The sequence below is a fragment of the Hahella sp. NS-SX17 genome (genome assembly GCF_057367735.1).
The window spans coordinates 1,327,143-1,345,327 of sequence record NZ_CM170632.1; the positions used below are offsets into that span (position 1 = coordinate 1,327,143).

Here is an 18,185-nt window from a genome sequence, read left to right on the forward strand (position 1 = left end):
CTCCGCAACTTTCAGGAGCATTTTTTATGTCTCAGCAGGCAGGCTTTTCTGCTGGCGCGCGTTTTTTGATTACTCTGGCGGCGTTTATCGTTGTCGTCGCTGGCGTCAAGCAAGCGGAATCCATCGTTTCCGTTTTTCTTCTCTCCGCGTTTTTCGCAATTTTGTGTACGCCGCCCTTTCTTTTCCTTCAATCCAAAGGGGCGCCAGCCTGGCTGTCACTGATCTTGGTGCTGGTGGGAATTACCTGCGCGCAGCTTATAGTGGCGAGCGTCATCGCGTCATCAATGGCGGACTTTAAGGAAAACCTCGATTTTTACCAGGAGCGTCTGCAAGGTGTAAGCGGGGAGTTCATAAGTTGGCTGAACTCAATGGGGATACATATCTCCCAGGAGGTCGTGAAGAATTACTTCAATCCTGGCTCTCTGCTGAAGACCGCAACGAATATGTTGGGGGGATTGGGCGGCGTGTTATCCAACGCCTTCCTTATTGTGCTGACGGTAATATTTATGGTGTTTGAGGCCACAGTGCTGCCTAACAAGCTGCATCGCGCCTTTAAGGGACGCATGGCCTTTGAGCGGTTGGATTTGTTTCTCGACAATGTAAAACGTTACATGTCGATAAAAACCATCATCAGCCTGGTAACAGGGCTGATTGTTTGGATTATGCTGCTGGCGCTGGGCGTCGATTATGCGCTGTTATGGGCCTTGCTCGCTTTGCTATTCAATTTTATCCCGAATATAGGGTCGATCATTGCTGCGATTCCAGCGGTGTTGCTGGCGCTGATTCAGCTTGGGCCTGGTCATGCTGCGATAGCCGGCGCAGGGTATGTGGTGATTAACGTCGTGATGGGAAATATTGTTGAGCCCAAGTTCATGGGGCGCGGGCTGGGCTTGTCTACGCTGGTAGTGTTTCTTTCTTTGGTATTCTGGGGATGGGTGCTGGGACCGGTTGGCATGTTGCTGTCCGTTCCGCTGACTATGATGCTGAAAATCGCATTGGACTCCAGCGAAGAGACGCGCTGGATGTCCGTATTGATGGGATCTGAAAGCGAAGGGGGCTGAACCTGAATTCAGCCGCCTGGTTCTATCAGTACGCCGCCAGTATTCAAGCGCTGTAGTTCCCGCTGGCGCTCCTGGCTGAGCTGGAGTGCGCGATCCATCTTTTCGTTGTAAAGCTCCAGCCATGTGCGGGACCCTGGCACCATGCGCGCCAAGTCGTACATCCCTTCTTTAACGCCACGTATAAACTCCTGATAACTGGCTTCCTGCTTCAGCAGCAGGCGTTGAAAAGCCGGGGCGCTGCCGTTAGCGATAGCGGTTTTCATGGCGGGGATCTGTGCGTTCAGAGCTGCAACCTGCTCGCGGGTAGTTTGAAGCTCTTGTCGCAACTCCTGCACTTTGTTTTGCAGGTCGACGATCTCTGCTGTTTTGGCGGTATCTCCCCCATCCATGGCGCTGATGATGGAAACGGTGATGGTGACGGATAGGGTCACCACGATCAGCATGGCGAGCAGCAGCAAGAAAAAGCGGTTCAGCGACATGCTTTTTTCAAGCAGCGTCAGCCGTTGCGCTTCGGTCATCTGTTCGTCTTCAGTGTCTTTTTCTCGCTCACGGGTAGCCATGATCTATCTCCAGCAAACAATACAATGATGAGACGGCCTCGCCGTTTGGAAATACATTTCCAGTATATAAGTTTAGCTTACATTGCTTAAAAATGTCGTGAACTAATGGAGCTAACTCCTTTATATCAGGTAAAAACAAGTAAAAGAGAGTGAGGTTTTTTTGCTGTATTTATACGTGGGAAGCTGGAAAAGGTTGGGACGGAAAGGTTGAAGGTCCGTCCCGGGAGGCGGGTCAGGCGGGCGTGTTGCCTGTCAGTTTGTAATATTTCGACATTAATTCCTCTTCCGTTTCCACTTTATTCGGGTCCAGAGGAATACAATCGACAGGGCATACCTGTTGGCACTGAGGTTCGTCATAGTGGCCGACGCACTCGGTGCATTTGTTAGGATCAATAATATATATTTCTTCGCCCGGAGAAATTGCTTCATTCGGGCATTCCGGCTCGCATACATCGCAATTGATGCAGTCGTCCGTAATCATTAGCGCCATAGGGTACCTCATGCTTGTCGGACAGAGTGGCCGACGCCGCTCTTTTATCGCCCCATCCGACTATACAGTGCTCTAGAAACACGCTGATTGTATCAAAAACACAACCCTGGAATCACTTGCGCAATGCGAATTGTTGTTCGAGCGCCTTAGATACGATTGGATCTACAAACTCTGTCACATCGCCGCCCAGCGCAGCGATTTCTCGGATCAGCGTGGAAGAAATGTAGGAGAGGTGGTTGGCCGGGGTAAGAAACAGGCTTTCTACATTCGGCGCCAATTTGCGGTTCATGTCGGCGAGTTGAAACTCATATTCAAAGTCGGAAACGGCGCGAAGACCGCGAAGAATAATATTGGCTTGGTTCTGTTGCACGAAATCCGCCAGCAAATTGCTGAACCCTTTGACGTCCACGTTCGAGAATGGCTTGACGACCTTACGCACCAGGTCCACCCGTTCCTCCAATGAGAATAGAGGGTTCTTTTTCGGGCTGGCTGCGACGGCCACTACGACTTTATCGAAGATGCGCGAAGCGCGGGCGATCAAGTCTTTGTGGCCATTGGTAATGGGGTCAAAGGTGCCTGGGTAAATAACGGTATTCATAGACGGAATATTCCGGCGTCAGCTAAAGGTTGTTATGGGAGTCAGGTGAGCGCGCGTCTGACGGCGCGCAATTCGCGTATAGGCTACGCGCCATGACGGCGCTGCGCAAGCCGAGCGTCAGTCGCGTATGGCGGCGGACGCTCGGTGAGTAGCTAGTCTGAGTAAGGCCAATAAAGTTGTTCCGGTCAGCGCAGGAACAGCTTATATACCAATTGGTGCAGAAGGGTGCCGTGTGGGGGAAAGATAATTTTCCCGCTATGGAAACGCTGCTTTGTATGCACGGCTTTGTGGTTGGAGAAGTTAAGAAACCCTTCCTTTCCATGATAGTGTCCCATGCCGGACTCCCCGATGCCGCCAAAGGGGAGATCGTCCTGAGCGAAGTGCACCAGAGTATCGTTTATGCAGACGCCGCCCGCATGGGTACGCTCCAGTAAATGTTTCTGCTCACTTTTCTTGTAGCCGAAATAGTAGAGCGCCAAAGGACGAGGGCGGTTGTTAATGTAGCGAATAGCATCGTCAATCGAGTGATAGGGGACAACCGGTAGCAAAGGGCCGAAAATTTCCTCCTGCAACACTTTCATTTCCGGTGTGGCGTTGATAATGAGCGTCAATGGTAGCTTGCGAGTTCCCCGGCTGAAGTCCTCATTCGCGGGATTCATCTCGATCAGGGTGGCGCCTTTCTCTTCAGCATCCTTCAGATAGCCGTTCAGGCGCTTGAGTTGGCGATCATTGATTATTGCGGTGTAGTCCGGGTTGTCCTTCAGTGACGCGTACAGTTTGCGAAACTTTTCTCTAAAGGCGTCGATAAAGGGCTCTACCTTATCTTCAGGGCACAGAATGTAATCCGGCGCAATACAGGTTTGGCCGGCGTTAAACGCCTTGCCGAAGGCGATACGCTCAGCCGCGTCGCTAATAGGAATATTTTTCGAAATAACCGCTGGGGATTTGCCGCCCAGCTCTAATGTTACTGGCGTAAGGTTTTCCGCCGCTGCGCGCATCACCATGCGTCCAACCGCAGTGGAGCCGGTGAAAATCAGGTGATCAAAAGGTTGTCGGGAGAACTCCGCAGCGACATCAGCTTCTCCGATGATCACGGAGACCAGATCTTCGCTAAAGGTGTTAGCCATCAAGTCCTGAAACACCTGGGAAGTGCGTGGCGTATATTCAGACATCTTTATCATCGCCCTGTTACCTGCCGCCAAGGCGGTAATCAGTGGTCCAATCGCTAAATTGAGCGGATAGTTCCAGGGGACAATCACGCCAACAACTCCGAGCGCCTGGTAATGAACGGCATTTTCGGAACCGAAAAACAATAATCCGACTTGTCTGCGTGACGGTTTCATCCAAGATTTGAGGTGCTTCAGCGTATAGTTGATACCTTGAATAGCGGGCATAAACTCAGCCAAAAGCGTCTCATCGCGGGAGCGAGAGGAAAAGTCTTCATTGATGGCGTCAAGCAACGCCTCCTGATTGTTCAGCAACGCTTTTTTTAAGCGAATCAAGGTGTCGCGCCGCACCTCGTAACTGGGGTTCGGATCATGTTCAAACGCGCGCTTTTGTGCTTGAAACGCCCGGTGCAGATGCTGAATTTCTTTCTTGCTGGTTGTAATCGTGAGTACGTCCGCCGCCATTATCGCCTCCTGGGCGTCTTGCCCCATCGTGCTGATTTTTGTTTTTCTACGCTTGCATCAGTGGATATATTTTTAGAGTATATACTCTAGGTGTCAAGGCCTCGATGTTTAGAAGGAGCTATTCATAATGAAAGTCGCCGGTTTGGATTAGAGCAGTCGTAATGAATACTAGAGAAAAGATTATTTTAGCCAGTCTGGATTTATTTAATGAGCGCGGAGAGCGCAATATCACCACTAATCACATCGCCTCTCATTTAGGGATCTCGCCCGGCAATCTTTATTACCACTTTCGCAATAAAACAGACATCATTTACGAAATATTTTTACAGTACCAGCTGCTGGTCGACCATTACTTGCAGGCGCCGGAGGGGCGGCCGCTGACGGTGGAAGATCAGTTCGATTACCTGGAGTCTGTGTTTGATGGGCTGTGGAGTTATCGATTCTTTCACCGTGACCTGGAGCATTATCTGGAGTCGGATGAACGCTTGAAGGCTGACTACCGGAAGTTTACTCAGCGCTGTATCGGAAGTGTGGTGAATATCATTCAGGGAATGGAGCTGTCTGGAATTTTAAGGCCGGTGTCTGATCACTTGCGACGATCTTTGGCGTTAAACGTCTGGCTGGTGGTGACGAACTGGATGTCGTTTCTTAAAACCGCCGCAGATGAAGAGAGCGCTTTGATCCGTAAAGACACTCTCAAACACGGTATATATCAAGTGATTTGCCTGGAGGCTCCATATCTGCAACCGGCGTTTTATGACCAAGTGACAGGTATACAGCAGAATTATTCCCCTAGCGTCCTGAATGATTTGGGGCTATAGGCGGCAAATCAGACGAAGCGTTATGCTTCTGGCCCTTCAAATGTCTCCAAATCCGCACCATCGTCGGAAGGAATAAAAAAGCGATCCATAAACGCGTGGGCTTCCTCTACGCCCACTTTGCTGACGGAGGAGAACAGCTGAGCTTCAACAGGAAAGCGCCACTTTTGCTTAAGCTCTTTCTTTACTTCCTGCAGTGTGGTCTTGGCCGGACCGTACTTCAACTTGTCGGCCTTGGTCAACAATATCAAGGTTGGCAGCTCGCGCGCTTCGCACCAATCCAGCATGTTGCAGTCGAAGGGGCTGAGGGGATGACGGATATCCATGACCAGGATCAAAGCGTTAAGCGTCAATCTGTGTTCTAAATAGCGCTGCAAATTGCTCCGCCATTTTTCGAGCATAGCTTTCGGTACTTTGGCGTAGCCATAGCCGGGAAGATCGACGAGACGGCAGCCTTCACTATTTAGGGTGAAGAAATTGATCAGCTGAGTGCGGCCTGGCGTCTTGGACGTTTTCGCTAGTTTTCCGTTTTGAGTGATCGCGTTCAAAGCGCTGGATTTTCCTGCGTTGGAGCGTCCGGCGAAGGCGACCTCTACGCCCACGTCGGGAGGGCACTGCTGCAGCTGTTCTGCGCTCATAAGGAAGCGGGCGCTTTGATATGAGACGGGGCGTTTGGTGGTTTGGGTCATACCTTAAATGCTTTCAATTATCGAAATGTGAATGGATGCAGCGCTCTGCTAAAGCTGCGTTTTCGAGTGGCGATGTCGCGTTGTTTATTCGTTCATGTTTTGAGTGTTTTATGTATAATACCAGACCGTTTTAAGGGCGTGGGAAGATAATCCTGTTCTTTTCACGTAATTGCAGCATGCGCGAATTGGTAAAATAAGATACTGATTGTGCTTGGGGTATCTTGGATCAAAGCGCCTCAAACAATGTAATTGCAAATTAATAGGTAGCTGATGGGGTCAATAATGAGAATTTTCGTAACTGGTTTGGTGCTGGCGATGGGTATGATTGGCCTGGCGCACGCTAAGGGAGACCCCAAGGAGGGACAGACCAAATCTGCAGTTTGCGCGGCCTGTCATGGGGCGGACGGTAACAGCGCCGTTCCTACCTTTCCCAAACTGGCGGGGCAGGGCGAAAGGTATTTGATCAAGCAGATTCTTGATATTAAATCCGGAGATCGCCCAGTACCGGAAATGGCGGGGATGACTGACGGCCTTACGGAACAGGATATCGCCGATATCGCTGCGTACTTCGCCAGCCAGCCAGCGACTGTAGGCTCCGCCAGTGAAGCAACCTTGGAGCAGGGAGAGTCGCTTTATCGCGCAGGTAATGCAGCTAAAGGCATCCCCGCCTGTTCAGGCTGCCACTCTCCTGATGGCGCAGGAAACTTTCCGGCCGGATTTCCACGTTTGAGTGGTCAGCATTCCGACTATGTCGCTAAGCAGTTGCAGAACTTCCGCTCCGGCGATCGCTCCAATGATGGTGAAAGTCGTATTATGCGCGACATTGCTGCAAATATGAGCGATGCCGAGATTAAGGCGCTGGCCAACTACATTTTAGGTCTGCATTAAGTACAGCTTTTTAATATTCCTGTTCAAAAAAGGCGGCATTGACCGCCTTTTTTGTTATGTACAGCTTTGCCGCCAAATTAATTGTTTGTCATAAGCGTGGCCCTGGAGTTGCATAATGCATGGTAAGAGGTAAAACTTTTTTCCTTACTGCATGCCTGCAATATTTTCTAATCAACGGAGCTCGGAGATCGTAAATGCGGATGTTCGCCAGGATTCTATTAATAATGACTTTGGGTCTGGTTGCTTTGGCGGCCAGAGCTGAGACTTATGTTGAAGGACAGCACTACAAGACACTACCGGCGCAGATTCCGGTGCGAGATGCTTCCAAAATCGAAGTGGTGGAGCTGTTCTGGTACGGCTGTCCACACTGTTACAAGTTCGACCCACTTGTTAGCGCATGGGAAAAAAGCTTGCCGGAAGACGTAAGCTTTTTCCGTTCGCCAGCCGTTTTCAATAAGGTCTGGAAAGCTCATGCTCAAGCCTTTTATACAGCTGAAGCGCTGGATGTCTCGGATAAAATGCATCAGCCCCTGTTTGACGCTTTGGCGAGAGACCACCAATCTCTTACCTCAGAGGGTGACTTGGCTAAATTCTTCGCACAGTACGATGTTGACGAAGCTCAGTTTAAAAAGGCCTATAATTCATTCAGTGTGAAGTCTAAAGTTGAGCAGGCCGCCTCCCGTGCGCTTTCCGCCCGGGCGACTGGAGTTCCTGCATTGGTGATTAACGGCAAGTATCGTATAGACGCCATTCGTGGCGGTACATACGAGGACATGCTTAAGGTTGCGGACTTCCTGATAGAAAAAGAGCGCCAGGCCAAGGGGTCCTGAGAGGGCGCTATCTAAACTAACGTAGTAGGGGTGGCGGGACGTGTATCAAAAGTTCAGAGATAAGTTTGGCGTCCTGCTTCCTCGTCGCTCTCCGATCATGGAGGGCGACATGAACGCCGCTGAAGAGTTTCCCCACCATCGGCATATTCGGCTTCTCAGCTTCAATATCCAGGTCGGTATTTCGACGGCTTCATACAGACATTACGTAACCCGCAGTTGGCAGCACGTGTTGCCTAGCCAATCCCGCAATAAGAACCTCGATCGCATAGCCGCCTTATTAAGCCAGTATGACGTTGTAGCGTTGCAAGAGTGCGATGGAGGCAGTATCCGCAGCGGTTTTGTCAATCAAGTTGAATACCTGGCGGAGAAGAGTGGACATCCCTACTGGTTTCAACAGTTAAACCGCAATTTAGGGCGCATTGCTCAGCATAGTAATGGGTTGTTGAGTCGCTACCGGCCGAACTCCGTTACACAGCATAAACTTCCGGGCGTCATTCCCGGTCGGGGCGCTATTATTGCAACCTATGGCGACCCCTCTAACCCTCTTGTTGTGGTGATGTTGCACCTCTCACTTGGCGAAAAGGCTCAATGTCAGCAATTAGAGCACGTTTGCGAATTAATTGAGGGGTATGAGCATGTTGTCTTGATGGGGGATTTGAACAACCATGCAGAACAGTTGCTAAGCTCAACGGCGCTTGGGCGTACAAAGCTGGTGTCTTTACCTGAGCGAGTGAACACCTTTCCCAGTTGGCGTCCTGAGCGGTCTCTTGATCATATTATGGTTAGTCCAGGGCTGCAGATACGAAACGCGGGTGTGGTTTGTTTTCCGGTGTCTGACCATCTCCCTGTTGCGGTAGATGTGGCGTTGCCCGCAGGGTATGGAAAAGGGTGAGCATAAAAAAACCCGACAGGGCCGGGCTTTCATCAGCCAAGCTGGAAGGCTTGGCCGTTATCTTGAAGAAGTAAGAACTTACTTGATCTTGGCTTCTTTATAAGCAACGTGCTTGCGAACGACTGGATCAAACTTCTTGATCTCCATCTTCTCAGGCATAGTGCGCTTATTTTTAGTGGTAGTGTAGAAATGGCCGGTTCCAGCTGAAGAAACCAATCTGATCTTCTCGCGCATAATTAAGCTCCTTAAACCTTGCCGCCACGTGCGCGAATATCGTTCAGCACTTGATCAATGCCGACTTTATCGATGATTCGCATACCTTTGGTAGAAACACGCAATTTAACGAAGCGCTTTTCATTCTCGACCCAGAAACGATGAGTTTGCAGATTCGGAAGAAAACGGCGCTTGGTTTTGTTGTTTGCGTGAGAAACATTGTTACCAGTAATTGGGCCTTTGCCCGTAACCTGACAAACTCTAGACATTTGACTCGCCTCCAACCAAACGTTGGTACTGAAAAATTCCTGCTTCTGGGTGGAGAATTTCCCGCTTTACCCAGACCCGTAAAAATGAGCACGACTTTATAGCAGAAAGAGGGTTTCAAAGCAAAATATTTTGCATTTTTTGCACAATTTCCATAGGGCCAATCGCGTCTCTTATTGCTTTTCGCTCCAAGCGCTTCTTTATAAGGGGTTGTGTGCTCAAATCCAACCCCGTTCCGCCAGAGAAACAACTTCTCCGTCGCCGACAATCATATGGTCCAATACTCGCACGTCAACCAGTCGTAGCGCTTTGCGCAAGGTTTCGGTGATTTCTTTGTCGCTAAGGCTGGGCTCGGCGACGCCGGACGGGTGATTGTGGGCGAATATTATAGCGGCGGCGTTGTGTTTTAGCACTCTGCGAACTACTTCCCGCGGATGTACGCTGGCGGAGTCGATAGTGCCGCGAAATAACTCTTCATAGGCAATGACCCGATGTTGATTGTCGAGAAACAAGGCGGCGAACACTTCATAAGGGTAATGGCGCAGGTGAGCGCTCAGGTATTCTCGTGTCAGTTCAGGGCTGGTGAGGTTATGGCTGCGCTGCATTTTCTCTTGCAGATAACGTTTGGCGAGTTCCGTCGCTGCTTGCAACTGGGTGAATTTGGCCTCTCCGAGACCGGGGATTTGCCGGAACTCCTCGAAAGTGGCGTCCAGCAGAGGGCGGAGTCCCCCGAAATGATTGATCGTATCGCGAGCCAGGTCCACCGCGCTGCGTCCGCGAGTGCCGGTGCGAAAGAATATGGCCAGCAGTTCTGTTTCACTTAACTTGCCGGAGCCGTGGGCAATGAGTTTTTCGCGAGGACGGTCGGCCTTTGGCCAATCGGAGATAGGCATAAAATTCCCTTTTAAGTTGGTTCATCCATTTATACATCTTTGTATGATATGCAACGGCAATCAAGACGGCCGCTATTATATACAAATGCAATGAAAAAAAAACGGACTGGTGCTATCGTAGCCCCAGTCAAAACGGGGACAGAGTGAAGTAACGCGATGCTTACCGGCAGAAAAGTTTTATTGGCGATTACTGGCGGAATCGCCGCTTATAAATGCGCTGAACTGACTCGGCTACTGGTAAAAAGTGGCGCAGAAACACAAGTGCTAATGACCTCGGGTGCGAAAGCGTTCATCACTCCACTCACGTTCCAGGCCCTATCCGGCAGACCTGTCCGAGACAGCCTCTTGGACCCTGAAGCTGAGATGGGGATGGGGCATATCGAATTGGCGCGCTGGGCGGATCTCATCATTGTGGCTCCCGCGACGGCGGACGCCATTGCCCGAATCTCAGGTGGATTGGCGGATGACTTGCTTACCACTGTGCTGTTGGCCAGTGAGGCCCCATTGGCGATTGCTCCTGCAATGAACCAAGCCATGTGGCGCAATCCAATGACTCAGGCGAATGTGCAAAAAATAACCGCTCTTCGTCCTCATACTTTTATTTGGGGGCCTGAGGCGGGTGAACAGGCGTGTGGCGATCTGGGGCCCGGGCGTATGTTGGAGCCGGCTGCTATGCTTGCTTTGACAGAAGATTACTTTGCGAGGGGGCGGCAGCTAACGGACGCCAGGGTTGTGATCACTGCAGGCCCGACTCGTGAGCGCATAGATCCCGTACGTTACATCAGTAACGACAGCTCAGGAAAAATGGGGTACGCCTTGGCGGAGGCGGCGGCGTTAATGGGCGCCCAAGTCACGTTAATTTCCGGCCCGGTGGCTCTGGCAAGGCCCAGTGGCGTGAAGATCGTAAATGTGGAAGGCGCATTGGATATGCATGCGGAGGCGCTGGCTGAGGTGCAAGCAGGGGCTGACATATTTATTGCTGCGGCCGCAGTGGCTGACTACCGTCCGGTGACCGCCGCAGATCAGAAAATGAAAAAATCTGCTGAACATTTACAGATAGCCCTGATGCGCAATCCCGATATTCTCGCGGACATCGCCGCCTTGAAGGACGCTCCGTTTACCGTTGGCTTTGCCGCTGAGACCCAGAATGTGGAGGCATATGCCCGCGGCAAGCTTGAACGAAAGAACATTAACCTGATCATTGCGAACGATGTGTCCCGCAAAGATATCGGCTTTAACAGCGATGATAACGAAGTTTCCCTCATCAGCCGAGATGAGGTGATCCCAATCGCCAAACAATCCAAACAGGCGCTTGCTGGGCAGTTAATGAGTCATATCGTTCAGCAATATCGAAAATCACTATCTACCGACAACTGAAATTGGACTGAGGTTCATGAAACAAGCATTACTCGTGAAAGTTCTGGATAAACGTCTGGGCAAGGAGATCCCGTTACCTGCATACGCCACAGACGGCTCCGCTGGTCTTGACCTGCGCGCTTGCCTGGAAGAGCCCCTTACTCTATACCCAGGAGAAACCAAACTTATTCCAACGGGGATGGCTATTCATCTCGCAAATGCTGGATTGGCGGCGATGTTGTTGCCGCGATCTGGTTTGGGACATAAGCACGGTATCGTCCTGGGGAATCTGGTTGGTCTGATTGACTCGGACTATCAAGGAGAAGTCATGGTTTCGTGTTGGAACAGAGGAGCTGAGGCGTTCACTATTAATGTGGGAGAGCGGATTGCACAGATGGTTGTCGTCCCTGTGGTGCAGGTCGACTTTGAAATTGTTGAAGACTTTGACGACAGCTCACGCGGTGAAGGCGGCTTTGGTTCGACGGGAACAAAGTAGTTTTGTTCGTTTTTGATAACCGCCGCAATTAAGCGGCGTAGGCCGTGTTGCAGTAAATGTGTATTCTTTACATGGCGTTAGCCTCGGTGCGCAGTGCGTACGGAGGCCATGTGGCGAAATGCGAATTAAAGGTAAATTGGCTTATCAATGAAACCGATGAAAAAGAAGCAGGCGGAGACTAACGGCAAAGCGAACGGCAACGGCGCGAAGAAAACCAAACCCACCCCAGCCAAGTCCAAACCAGCTGAAACCAAAGGGCTTGCTGGCCCAGGAGTTTTCGCTGGGCTGAGCGCTGCGTTGGCGGCGATCTGTGTAGTAATTACCGCTTTTGTGTTGAAAGCCACGGTGTTGCAACCTTTGGTTGATGAAGTAAATGCCGCCACCCAGAAGAGTAATCTGGATGCGGCTGTATCAGTAATTAATAACCGTCTGAAGTTTATCGAGGATCAGGTCTCAGTCTTGGCGGGCAGTGTTGACGCCGCCAGATTTGTGGATGACCAGGTGCGCGCTCAGGTAACCAGCATCGCGGTAAAAACCTTGCCTGCGGCTGTGCGTGCGGTGGCGTTTCAGAAAGGGCGGGGCGTGCGCGATACTGAGACGCCAGTGCCAGTAAGCTTCGCCAGCCTGGATATGGTGCGCAACGTTGAGCAGGGCAAGCCAGTGCGTCTGGAGGCTTTCGTATCTAATGATAAGTGGTTCATTCAGGTCGTAAAGCCAGTGCAAACGGACTCCAACGTGATTGTCGGCACTGTATTGGTGATGTTCAGTACAGATATTCTTGCGCCCACTTGGCGTCAGACTGGCGGTGGCAAATACCAGTTATTGCAATCTGTTGGCGGTCAGCAGAGGGTGGTGATTGAACACGGTCAGGGCTCTGGAGATAAACTGGTTGGCGATACTGCGCTGCCGCAATGGCAGGTAGCTTACCACCCTAATGACGCCGCCCAGTTCTCGTATAGCGATGAGATGTTGTGGATTGTCGCTCTGGCGCTAGCCTTATTAGCAGGGGGACTGGCTGCGGCGCCAGTGTTAATGTTGAGCAAGAAAGTGCGTAAGGATATCTCGGCGGTTACTGCATTTGGCCAAGCCTGCATCATGGGAGAAAAGCCAAGCACCCCCAATATTTCCCTGCTTTCTTTTCACTCTATGGTCGTGCTGCTTGATCAGGCGCGGCAGACCGTCGTGAAACGCTCAATCCCTGCAAAATCCAAAGCCAATGATACCGCCGCGGAAGCAGGAGAGGCGGCGCCGACCAAGAAAGCGCAGCAACCGGCAAAAGAGGAATCCGCTCCGCTGTTTCAAAATGATGATGCGCTGGATATCAGCATGTTGGGGGAAGACGACGATCTATTGGGGTTACATGATGACGAGCCTGCTTCCGACTTTGGCGAGAGCGCCTCGATGCAGGTGAATGAATCCCAGGTAGTGAACGTATCAGAGACTATCTTTCGGGCCTATGATATTCGCGGCGTGATGGGAGATACCCTGGACGCCAAAGTGATGTATGAGATTGGCCGGGCGCTTGGTTCTGAGGCGCGGCAGAAGAACGTGACGGACATGTGCCTGGGTTATGACGGTCGTGAATCCAGTCCAGCTCTGGCCAAGGCGTTGGCGCAAGGGATCATGGCGACTGGCGTTAATGTCATCAATGTAGGTCTTGTGCCCACGCCTGTGCTTTATTTCGCTGCGCACCATACGCAAACGCTATCCGGCGCGATGGTGACCGGCAGCCACAATCCCGCGGAATATAATGGCGTCAAGATGATGCTGGCGGGAGATACGCTGGCGCAAGCGGAAATCCAAAAGCTTCTGCAACGGATACGCACGCAGAACTACATCAAAGGGCAGGGCGAACTGAGAAATCAGGATACTCGCCAGAACTATATTGACGCCATCGTCAATGACATTGCTGTCGCTGCGCCTCTTAAAGTCGTGCTGGATGCGGGTAATGGCGTCGCTGGGGATATTGCGCCCAAACTGATCGAAGAATTGGGCTGTGAAGTGACGCCGCTGTTTTGTGAAGTGGACGGGAATTTCCCGAATCACCACCCAGATCCAGGCAAGCCGGAAAATCTGCAGGCGTTGATCGCTAAGGTGAAGGAAGTGGGCGCAGATATCGGTGTGGCATTTGACGGCGACGGAGATCGAATAGGGGTTGTAACTGCGAAAGGCAAGATCATCTGGCCGGATCGTTTACTGATGCTGTTCGCCAAGGATGTCGTTTCCCGTAATCCTGGCGCCGATGTTATTTTCGACGTGAAGTGCAGCCGCCGTCTGAACTCTCTTATTTCCAGTTATGGCGGCCGTCCAATCATGTGGCGTACAGGACATTCGCTGATAAAGGCGAAAATGAAAGAGACTGGCGCTTTATTAGCGGGTGAGATGAGCGGCCATATCTTTTTCAAAGAGCGTTGGTTTGGTTTTGACGACGGTATCTACAGCGCTGCCCGTCTGTTGGAAATTCTTGGCATAGACGAGCGTGACGCAGATGCTGTGTTTGACGAATTCCCTGAGGATGTCTCCACCCCGGAAATTAATGTGGCGGTCAGCGACAGCAGCAAGTTTGGGGTTATGGAGAAGCTGTCTCAAAACGCTTCCTGGGGTGACGGCAATGTGTCCAGCATCGATGGCGTGAGAGTTGAGTACGTCGACGGTTGGGGTTTGTGTCGTGCGTCTAATACCACTCCCGTCCTGGTGTTGCGTTTTGAGGCGGAGAACCAGGACGCCTTGGCCCGAATTCAAAAGGTATTCCGCGACCAGCTGCTGGCGGTGGACCCTTCATTGTCGATTCCTTTTTAAATCACAGCGGGCCCGGGATTGGGTTCGCTGAAACTGTGCATTGAGATTCGCAGGAGACTAACGGAATTATGCTTGATCGAGATAACGCCCTCCAGGTTGCGGCGGTGTTGAGTAAAGCGCTGCCCTATATTCAGCGTTTTGCAGGTAAAACCATCGTGATCAAATATGGCGGCAACGCCATGACGGACGAAGAGTTGAAAAACAGCTTCGCCCGGGATGTGGTTATGATGAAACTGGTGGGAATCAACCCCATCGTTGTGCATGGCGGTGGCCCGCAAATTGGCGACTTGCTGCAGCGACTTAATATCAAATCCAGTTTTATTAACGGGCTGCGTGTAACAGACAGTGAAACCATGGATGTGGTGGAGATGGTGCTGGGCGGTTCTGTTAACAAAGATATCGTCGCCCTGATTAACCGTAATGGCGGTAAAGCAATCGGGTTGACCGGCAAAGACGCCAACTTCATTACCGCACGTAAGCTGGAGGTAACCCGCGCCACGCCAGACATGCAAAAACCGGAGATTATAGACATCGGTCATGTTGGGGAAGTAACGGGGGTGCGCAAGGACATCATCACCATGCTCACCGATAGTGACTGTATTCCTGTCATCGCGCCTATAGGCGTCGGCCAGGATGGCGCGTCCTACAATATCAACGCCGATCTGGTCGCAGGTAAAGTCGCTGAAGTCCTACAGGCGGAAAAGCTGATGCTGCTTACCAACATTGCCGGCCTGATGAATAAAGAAGGCAAAGTATTGACTGGCCTGAGCACAAAGCAAGTCGATGAACTGATCGCTGATGGCACCATTCACGGTGGAATGCTGCCCAAGATCGAATGCGCCCTGTCGGCGGTGAAAAACGGCGTACATAGCGCGCATATCATCGACGGCCGGGTCCCTCACGCCACGCTTCTGGAAATTTTTACTGATGAAGGCGTAGGCACATTGATAACCCGCAAAGGCTGCGACGACGCCTGATTTAGCGCCATACCGCAGAAAAGCCTTTAGGCTGAGGCCCGGTTCACACCGGGCCTGTTTGTTTTTGCGGACTAGGCTGCTTTAATTAAGTCGCGCATTGATTAGTAAGCAAATACTTGGATGCTGACCTCATGAAGAAATTTATAGTCACTACTTTTTTAGTTGTATTAGGGGCCTATGGGGCGTTCAAAGGACTGGTCTGGTATCAAACGGATCAGGCTATCGCCAGGTTTAAAGAAGCGACAGCGCTTCATATGGCGGTGGATTACGGCTGGATCAGCTCTAATCTGGAGGGAGAAATTGTCATTAAGGACGTCAGGCTTACTCCTTTCCAGTTACGGGAGACTATTCCCATTCAGGAAATCAGTCTGAAGTTTCCATCTGTATTCGCCATGCTTGACTACTACTCTCCGTTGAATCGTCGCTCGCCGCAAAGCTCAAATGCGGGGATGCCTGAGTCGCTGGAGATTTCTATTGTCCACGCTAATCTGCCGATGGTGGATTCTTGGGAGAACTATAAGTCTGAGCCGGACGGCTCTCATAATGTTGGGGAGTTCCTGGCGATAGACTGCGGCGATGTAGATGGCGTCGATGTTAAAGAGATGCGTGAGATGGGGTACGACCGCCTGCAGGTCGATGCGTCCTGGGGATATAACTACAACTCAATGTCTTCTATGTTGAGCCTGTTTTTTAATACGGATATCCAGGGCGTAAGCAATATCCAGGGGCGCCTGGACATTGATGTGGATCGTAATTTCTCTTGGCCGCCATCTGAAGGGACTAAGCTGCCGCGACTCAAATATCTGACGTATTTGTATGAAGATGCTTCGTTTATCAAGCGGCTGACCTTGTTTTGCACCAAGAAGACGGGCGACACTCCTGCACAATTTGTTGAAGGTAGCGTGGAGAAGAGTCAGCAAATTCTGGCTGAAGCGGGGGTCGCTCCAAGCGCTGATATGATCAATGCTTACGCAGACTACTTAAAAGGCGATGGCTCTTTCGAATTTATTCTGAACCCCGTTGAAGATCTCGACTACAGCCTGCTCGCCTTTATGGACATGAGTTCCATTGTGGACGCGCTGGGGCTGCAGCTGCGAATGAATCAAGTCATGATTCCCGATTTAAGCGCCACTATCGATCAAGCCAGATTGAAGGCGTTTTTGTCTCCGCCTCCTGTCGTCGTGGAAGCGCCACCGCCACCGCCTCCCAAGATCGAAAAAGCTTATCGCCAAGTGGCGGTGGAAGAACTTGATGCATACGTCGGTTATCCCGTCAGGCTGAAGGAAAACTCAGGTAAGTTAATCGAAGGCAGCATCGAAAAAGTATTGGAATATCAAATCGATGTCGCTGTGCCATTGCAGACAGGTTCCGTGAGCTTTCACATCAAGAAGCGCGATATTGCGGAGATTAAGGTATATAAGTAGCTATAACTTGGCCGTCTGAAGCGGCCTGGTATTAACGTTCAAGTCAGAGGAGTACGCATGCCTGAGCTGCCTAAGCTGGAAACCATGATGCGCGAGTTAGTCGCCATTCCGTCCGTGAGCAGCACTTTGCCACGATGGAACCAAAGTAACCGCTCTGTGGTGGAACGATTGGCGCAATGGTGCGAAACCCTGGGGATGGATGTCGCGTTACTGCCAGTGAACGAAGCTGGCGATAAATGGAATCTGGTCGCCAAGGCCGGGCAGGGCGAAGGTGGTTTGGTGCTGGCGGGACACACGGATACGGTGCCCTATGACGAAGGCGCCTGGAGTAGCGATCCATTCAAGCTGAGTGAAAGGAATGGCAAGTGGTACGGCTTGGGCGTTTGCGATATGAAAGGCTTTTTCGCTCTGGCGCTGGCGGCGTTGGCTCCAGCCCTGCCGTATTTACGCAAGCCGGTGACATTGATCGCTACAGCGGATGAAGAAAGCTCGATGGATGGCGCGCGGAGGTTAATGCAGGCGGCCAAAAGCTACGGTGACTATGTTGTCATCGGAGAGCCGACAGGCATGCGGCCTATTCGGCAGCATAAAGGCATTTTGATGGACGCCATCAAAGTGGAAGGCCGCTCAGGCCATTCGTCCCAACCTGCATTAGGGCGCAATGCTCTGGAGGCAATGACGGATGTAATGGTCAGTTTGAGGGAATTACGCGCCTCCTGGATGGAGCAATACAGCAACCCAGGCTTTGCCGTACCTTATCCAACCCTAAACCTGGGGTGCATTCACGGCGGTGATAACCCCAATCGCATTTGCAAAAGTTGTGAGCTGCAATATGACGTGCGCTTAATGCCAGGCATGCCAATGGAGACTGTGCGTGACAATATACGTAGTCGATTACGTAGCGTGGCGGATAAGCATGAAGTGGACATCCGTTTGCAGCCTTTGTTTGACGGCGTAGACAGTTTCCAGGAGCGTGAAGACAGTCGCCTGGTTCGTATTTGCGAAGAGCTGACGGGCAAGTCTTCAGGAAGTGTCGCGTTTGCGACGGAAGCGCCTTTTTTCAAGCAGTTGGGAGCGGAAACAGTTGTGTTGGGGCCTGGAGACATTGATCAGGCGCACCAGCCCGACGAATACGTCGCACTGGATCGCCTTCCTCCCATGATGAAGCTGCTGGAAGAGCTGATACGACGCCTGTGTATGTAGCGCTCGAAGTAAGTTATTTCCCCGGACTTTTCAAATCTGCAAATTGCCTTATGCTAAGCGGCAGTCGCTCATGCTTAAAAGAGAGTTGTGCTTCAGTGTG

At 51.4% G+C, this 18,185-nt stretch carries 19 protein-coding genes; 11 read left to right on the forward strand and 8 right to left on the reverse strand.

Features of this window, described 5'->3' with window-relative positions; all coding sequences use genetic code 11:
- Nucleotides 1-26 precede the first annotated feature (26 nt).
- Nucleotides 27-1,061 carry an AI-2E family transporter gene (locus AC2IBB_RS05985; protein ID WP_486331993.1) on the forward strand — a complete coding sequence of 345 codons (1,035 nt, stop codon included), beginning with the start codon at nt 27-29 and terminating at the stop codon, nt 1,059-1,061.
- Nucleotides 1,062-1,069: 8 nt separating this feature from the next.
- Here the strand turns inward: AC2IBB_RS05985 and AC2IBB_RS05990 are convergent, their stop codons facing one another.
- The 4 genes from AC2IBB_RS05990 to AC2IBB_RS06005 form a co-directional block, all read right to left on the reverse strand.
- Nucleotides 1,070-1,621, reverse strand: coding sequence for a hypothetical protein (locus AC2IBB_RS05990; protein WP_486331994.1), 552 nt, complete (start codon nt 1,619-1,621; stop codon nt 1,070-1,072).
- A gap of 232 nt (nt 1,622-1,853) precedes the next feature.
- Nucleotides 1,854-2,111, reverse strand: coding sequence for a YfhL family 4Fe-4S dicluster ferredoxin (locus AC2IBB_RS05995; RefSeq protein ID WP_486331995.1), 258 nt, complete (start codon nt 2,109-2,111; stop codon nt 1,854-1,856).
- A gap of 112 nt (nt 2,112-2,223) precedes the next feature.
- Nucleotides 2,224-2,709, reverse strand: coding sequence for a pantetheine-phosphate adenylyltransferase (gene coaD, locus AC2IBB_RS06000; protein ID WP_486331996.1), 486 nt, complete (start codon nt 2,707-2,709; stop codon nt 2,224-2,226).
- Between the two features lie 185 nt (nt 2,710-2,894).
- On the reverse strand, nt 2,895-4,340 hold the full coding sequence (locus tag AC2IBB_RS06005; protein ID WP_486331997.1) for a coniferyl aldehyde dehydrogenase: 1,446 nt from the start codon (nt 4,338-4,340) through the stop codon (nt 2,895-2,897).
- Nucleotides 4,341-4,501: 161 nt separating this feature from the next.
- On the opposite strand from AC2IBB_RS06005, the gene AC2IBB_RS06010 reads away from it, so the two are divergent.
- The gene (locus AC2IBB_RS06010; protein ID WP_486331998.1) at nt 4,502-5,161 is read left to right on the forward strand and encodes a TetR/AcrR family transcriptional regulator; all 660 of its coding nucleotides are present in this window, start codon (nt 4,502-4,504) and stop codon (nt 5,159-5,161) included.
- Nucleotides 5,162-5,181: 20 nt separating this feature from the next.
- Here AC2IBB_RS06010 and yihA read toward each other — a convergent pair whose 3' ends face one another.
- Complete coding sequence (gene yihA / locus AC2IBB_RS06015) at nt 5,182-5,847, reverse strand: ribosome biogenesis GTP-binding protein YihA/YsxC (RefSeq protein ID WP_486331999.1); 666 nt, start codon at nt 5,845-5,847, stop codon at nt 5,182-5,184.
- Between the two features lie 282 nt (nt 5,848-6,129).
- On the opposite strand from yihA, the gene AC2IBB_RS06020 reads away from it, so the two are divergent.
- From AC2IBB_RS06020 to AC2IBB_RS06030, 3 genes are all read left to right on the forward strand, one after another.
- Nucleotides 6,130-6,735 carry a c-type cytochrome gene (locus tag AC2IBB_RS06020; RefSeq protein ID WP_486332000.1) on the forward strand — a complete coding sequence of 202 codons (606 nt, stop codon included), beginning with the start codon at nt 6,130-6,132 and terminating at the stop codon, nt 6,733-6,735.
- Nucleotides 6,736-6,959: 224 nt separating this feature from the next.
- Nucleotides 6,960-7,565, forward strand: coding sequence for a thiol:disulfide interchange protein DsbA/DsbL (locus AC2IBB_RS06025; RefSeq protein WP_486332001.1), 606 nt, complete (start codon nt 6,960-6,962; stop codon nt 7,563-7,565).
- A gap of 40 nt (nt 7,566-7,605) precedes the next feature.
- Entirely contained in the window at nt 7,606-8,457 is an 852-nt protein-coding gene (locus AC2IBB_RS06030) for an endonuclease/exonuclease/phosphatase family protein (RefSeq protein ID WP_486332002.1), read from the forward strand.
- A 78-nt stretch (nt 8,458-8,535) separates the two neighbouring features.
- Here AC2IBB_RS06030 and rpmG read toward each other — a convergent pair whose 3' ends face one another.
- The 3 genes from rpmG to radC all read right to left on the reverse strand — a co-directional run bounded on the left by rpmG (nt 8,536) and on the right by radC (nt 9,830).
- Nucleotides 8,536-8,691, reverse strand: coding sequence for a 50S ribosomal protein L33 (rpmG, locus tag AC2IBB_RS06035; protein WP_011394978.1), 156 nt, complete (start codon nt 8,689-8,691; stop codon nt 8,536-8,538).
- Between the two features lie 11 nt (nt 8,692-8,702).
- Nucleotides 8,703-8,939, reverse strand: a complete 237-nt coding sequence (gene rpmB, locus AC2IBB_RS06040) for a 50S ribosomal protein L28 (protein ID WP_486332003.1) — start codon at nt 8,937-8,939, stop codon at nt 8,703-8,705.
- A gap of 216 nt (nt 8,940-9,155) precedes the next feature.
- Nucleotides 9,156-9,830 (reverse strand): RadC family protein, encoded by a 675-nt coding sequence (gene radC / locus AC2IBB_RS06045; protein WP_486332004.1) that lies wholly within the window; start codon nt 9,828-9,830, stop codon nt 9,156-9,158.
- A gap of 156 nt (nt 9,831-9,986) precedes the next feature.
- On the opposite strand from radC, the gene coaBC reads away from it, so the two are divergent.
- The 6 genes from coaBC to argE all read left to right on the forward strand — a co-directional run bounded on the left by coaBC (nt 9,987) and on the right by argE (nt 18,085).
- A complete protein-coding gene (coaBC, locus tag AC2IBB_RS06050) occupies nt 9,987-11,207 on the forward strand; it encodes a bifunctional phosphopantothenoylcysteine decarboxylase/phosphopantothenate--cysteine ligase CoaBC (protein WP_486332005.1) in 1,221 nt (406 codons plus the stop codon).
- Between the two features lie 16 nt (nt 11,208-11,223).
- Nucleotides 11,224-11,682 carry a dUTP diphosphatase gene (gene dut, locus AC2IBB_RS06055; RefSeq protein ID WP_486332006.1) on the forward strand — a complete coding sequence of 153 codons (459 nt, stop codon included), beginning with the start codon at nt 11,224-11,226 and terminating at the stop codon, nt 11,680-11,682.
- A gap of 147 nt (nt 11,683-11,829) precedes the next feature.
- Entirely contained in the window at nt 11,830-14,481 is a 2,652-nt protein-coding gene (locus AC2IBB_RS06060) for a phosphomannomutase/phosphoglucomutase (RefSeq protein WP_486332007.1), read from the forward strand.
- Between the two features lie 68 nt (nt 14,482-14,549).
- Nucleotides 14,550-15,458, forward strand: a complete 909-nt coding sequence (argB, locus tag AC2IBB_RS06065; RefSeq protein ID WP_011394984.1) for an acetylglutamate kinase — start codon at nt 14,550-14,552, stop codon at nt 15,456-15,458.
- A gap of 131 nt (nt 15,459-15,589) precedes the next feature.
- Entirely contained in the window at nt 15,590-16,882 is a 1,293-nt protein-coding gene (locus AC2IBB_RS06070; RefSeq protein ID WP_486332008.1) for a hypothetical protein, read from the forward strand.
- Nucleotides 16,883-16,939: 57 nt separating this feature from the next.
- The gene (gene argE, locus AC2IBB_RS06075; RefSeq protein ID WP_486332009.1) at nt 16,940-18,085 is read left to right on the forward strand and encodes an acetylornithine deacetylase; all 1,146 of its coding nucleotides are present in this window, start codon (nt 16,940-16,942) and stop codon (nt 18,083-18,085) included.
- The last annotated feature ends 100 nt before the right edge of the window (nt 18,086-18,185 follow it).

Coding starts and splice junctions, on each gene's coding strand:
- coaBC (WP_486332005.1), top strand. CDS start 9,987: ATGCTTACCGGCAGAAAAGTTTTATTGGCGATTACTGGCGGAATCGCC.
- argE (WP_486332009.1), top strand. CDS start 16,940: ATGCCTGAGCTGCCTAAGCTGGAAACCATGATGCGCGAGTTAGTCGCC.
- AC2IBB_RS06020 (WP_486332000.1), top strand. CDS start 6,130: ATGAGAATTTTCGTAACTGGTTTGGTGCTGGCGATGGGTATGATTGGC.
- argB (WP_011394984.1), top strand. CDS start 14,550: ATGCTTGATCGAGATAACGCCCTCCAGGTTGCGGCGGTGTTGAGTAAA.
- coaD (WP_486331996.1), bottom strand. CDS start 2,709: ATGAATACCGTTATTTACCCAGGCACCTTTGACCCCATTACCAATGGC.
- yihA (WP_486331999.1), bottom strand. CDS start 5,847: ATGACCCAAACCACCAAACGCCCCGTCTCATATCAAAGCGCCCGCTTC.
- AC2IBB_RS06010 (WP_486331998.1), top strand. CDS start 4,502: ATGAATACTAGAGAAAAGATTATTTTAGCCAGTCTGGATTTATTTAAT.
- AC2IBB_RS06060 (WP_486332007.1), top strand. CDS start 11,830: ATGAAACCGATGAAAAAGAAGCAGGCGGAGACTAACGGCAAAGCGAAC.
- AC2IBB_RS05990 (WP_486331994.1), bottom strand. CDS start 1,621: ATGGCTACCCGTGAGCGAGAAAAAGACACTGAAGACGAACAGATGACC.
- AC2IBB_RS06070 (WP_486332008.1), top strand. CDS start 15,590: ATGAAGAAATTTATAGTCACTACTTTTTTAGTTGTATTAGGGGCCTAT.
- AC2IBB_RS05985 (WP_486331993.1), top strand. CDS start 27: ATGTCTCAGCAGGCAGGCTTTTCTGCTGGCGCGCGTTTTTTGATTACT.
- dut (WP_486332006.1), top strand. CDS start 11,224: ATGAAACAAGCATTACTCGTGAAAGTTCTGGATAAACGTCTGGGCAAG.
- rpmB (WP_486332003.1), bottom strand. CDS start 8,939: ATGTCTAGAGTTTGTCAGGTTACGGGCAAAGGCCCAATTACTGGTAAC.
- AC2IBB_RS06025 (WP_486332001.1), top strand. CDS start 6,960: ATGACTTTGGGTCTGGTTGCTTTGGCGGCCAGAGCTGAGACTTATGTT.
- radC (WP_486332004.1), bottom strand. CDS start 9,830: ATGCCTATCTCCGATTGGCCAAAGGCCGACCGTCCTCGCGAAAAACTC.
- AC2IBB_RS05995 (WP_486331995.1), bottom strand. CDS start 2,111: ATGGCGCTAATGATTACGGACGACTGCATCAATTGCGATGTATGCGAG.
- AC2IBB_RS06005 (WP_486331997.1), bottom strand. CDS start 4,340: ATGGCGGCGGACGTACTCACGATTACAACCAGCAAGAAAGAAATTCAG.
- rpmG (WP_011394978.1), bottom strand. CDS start 8,691: ATGCGCGAGAAGATCAGATTGGTTTCTTCAGCTGGAACCGGCCATTTC.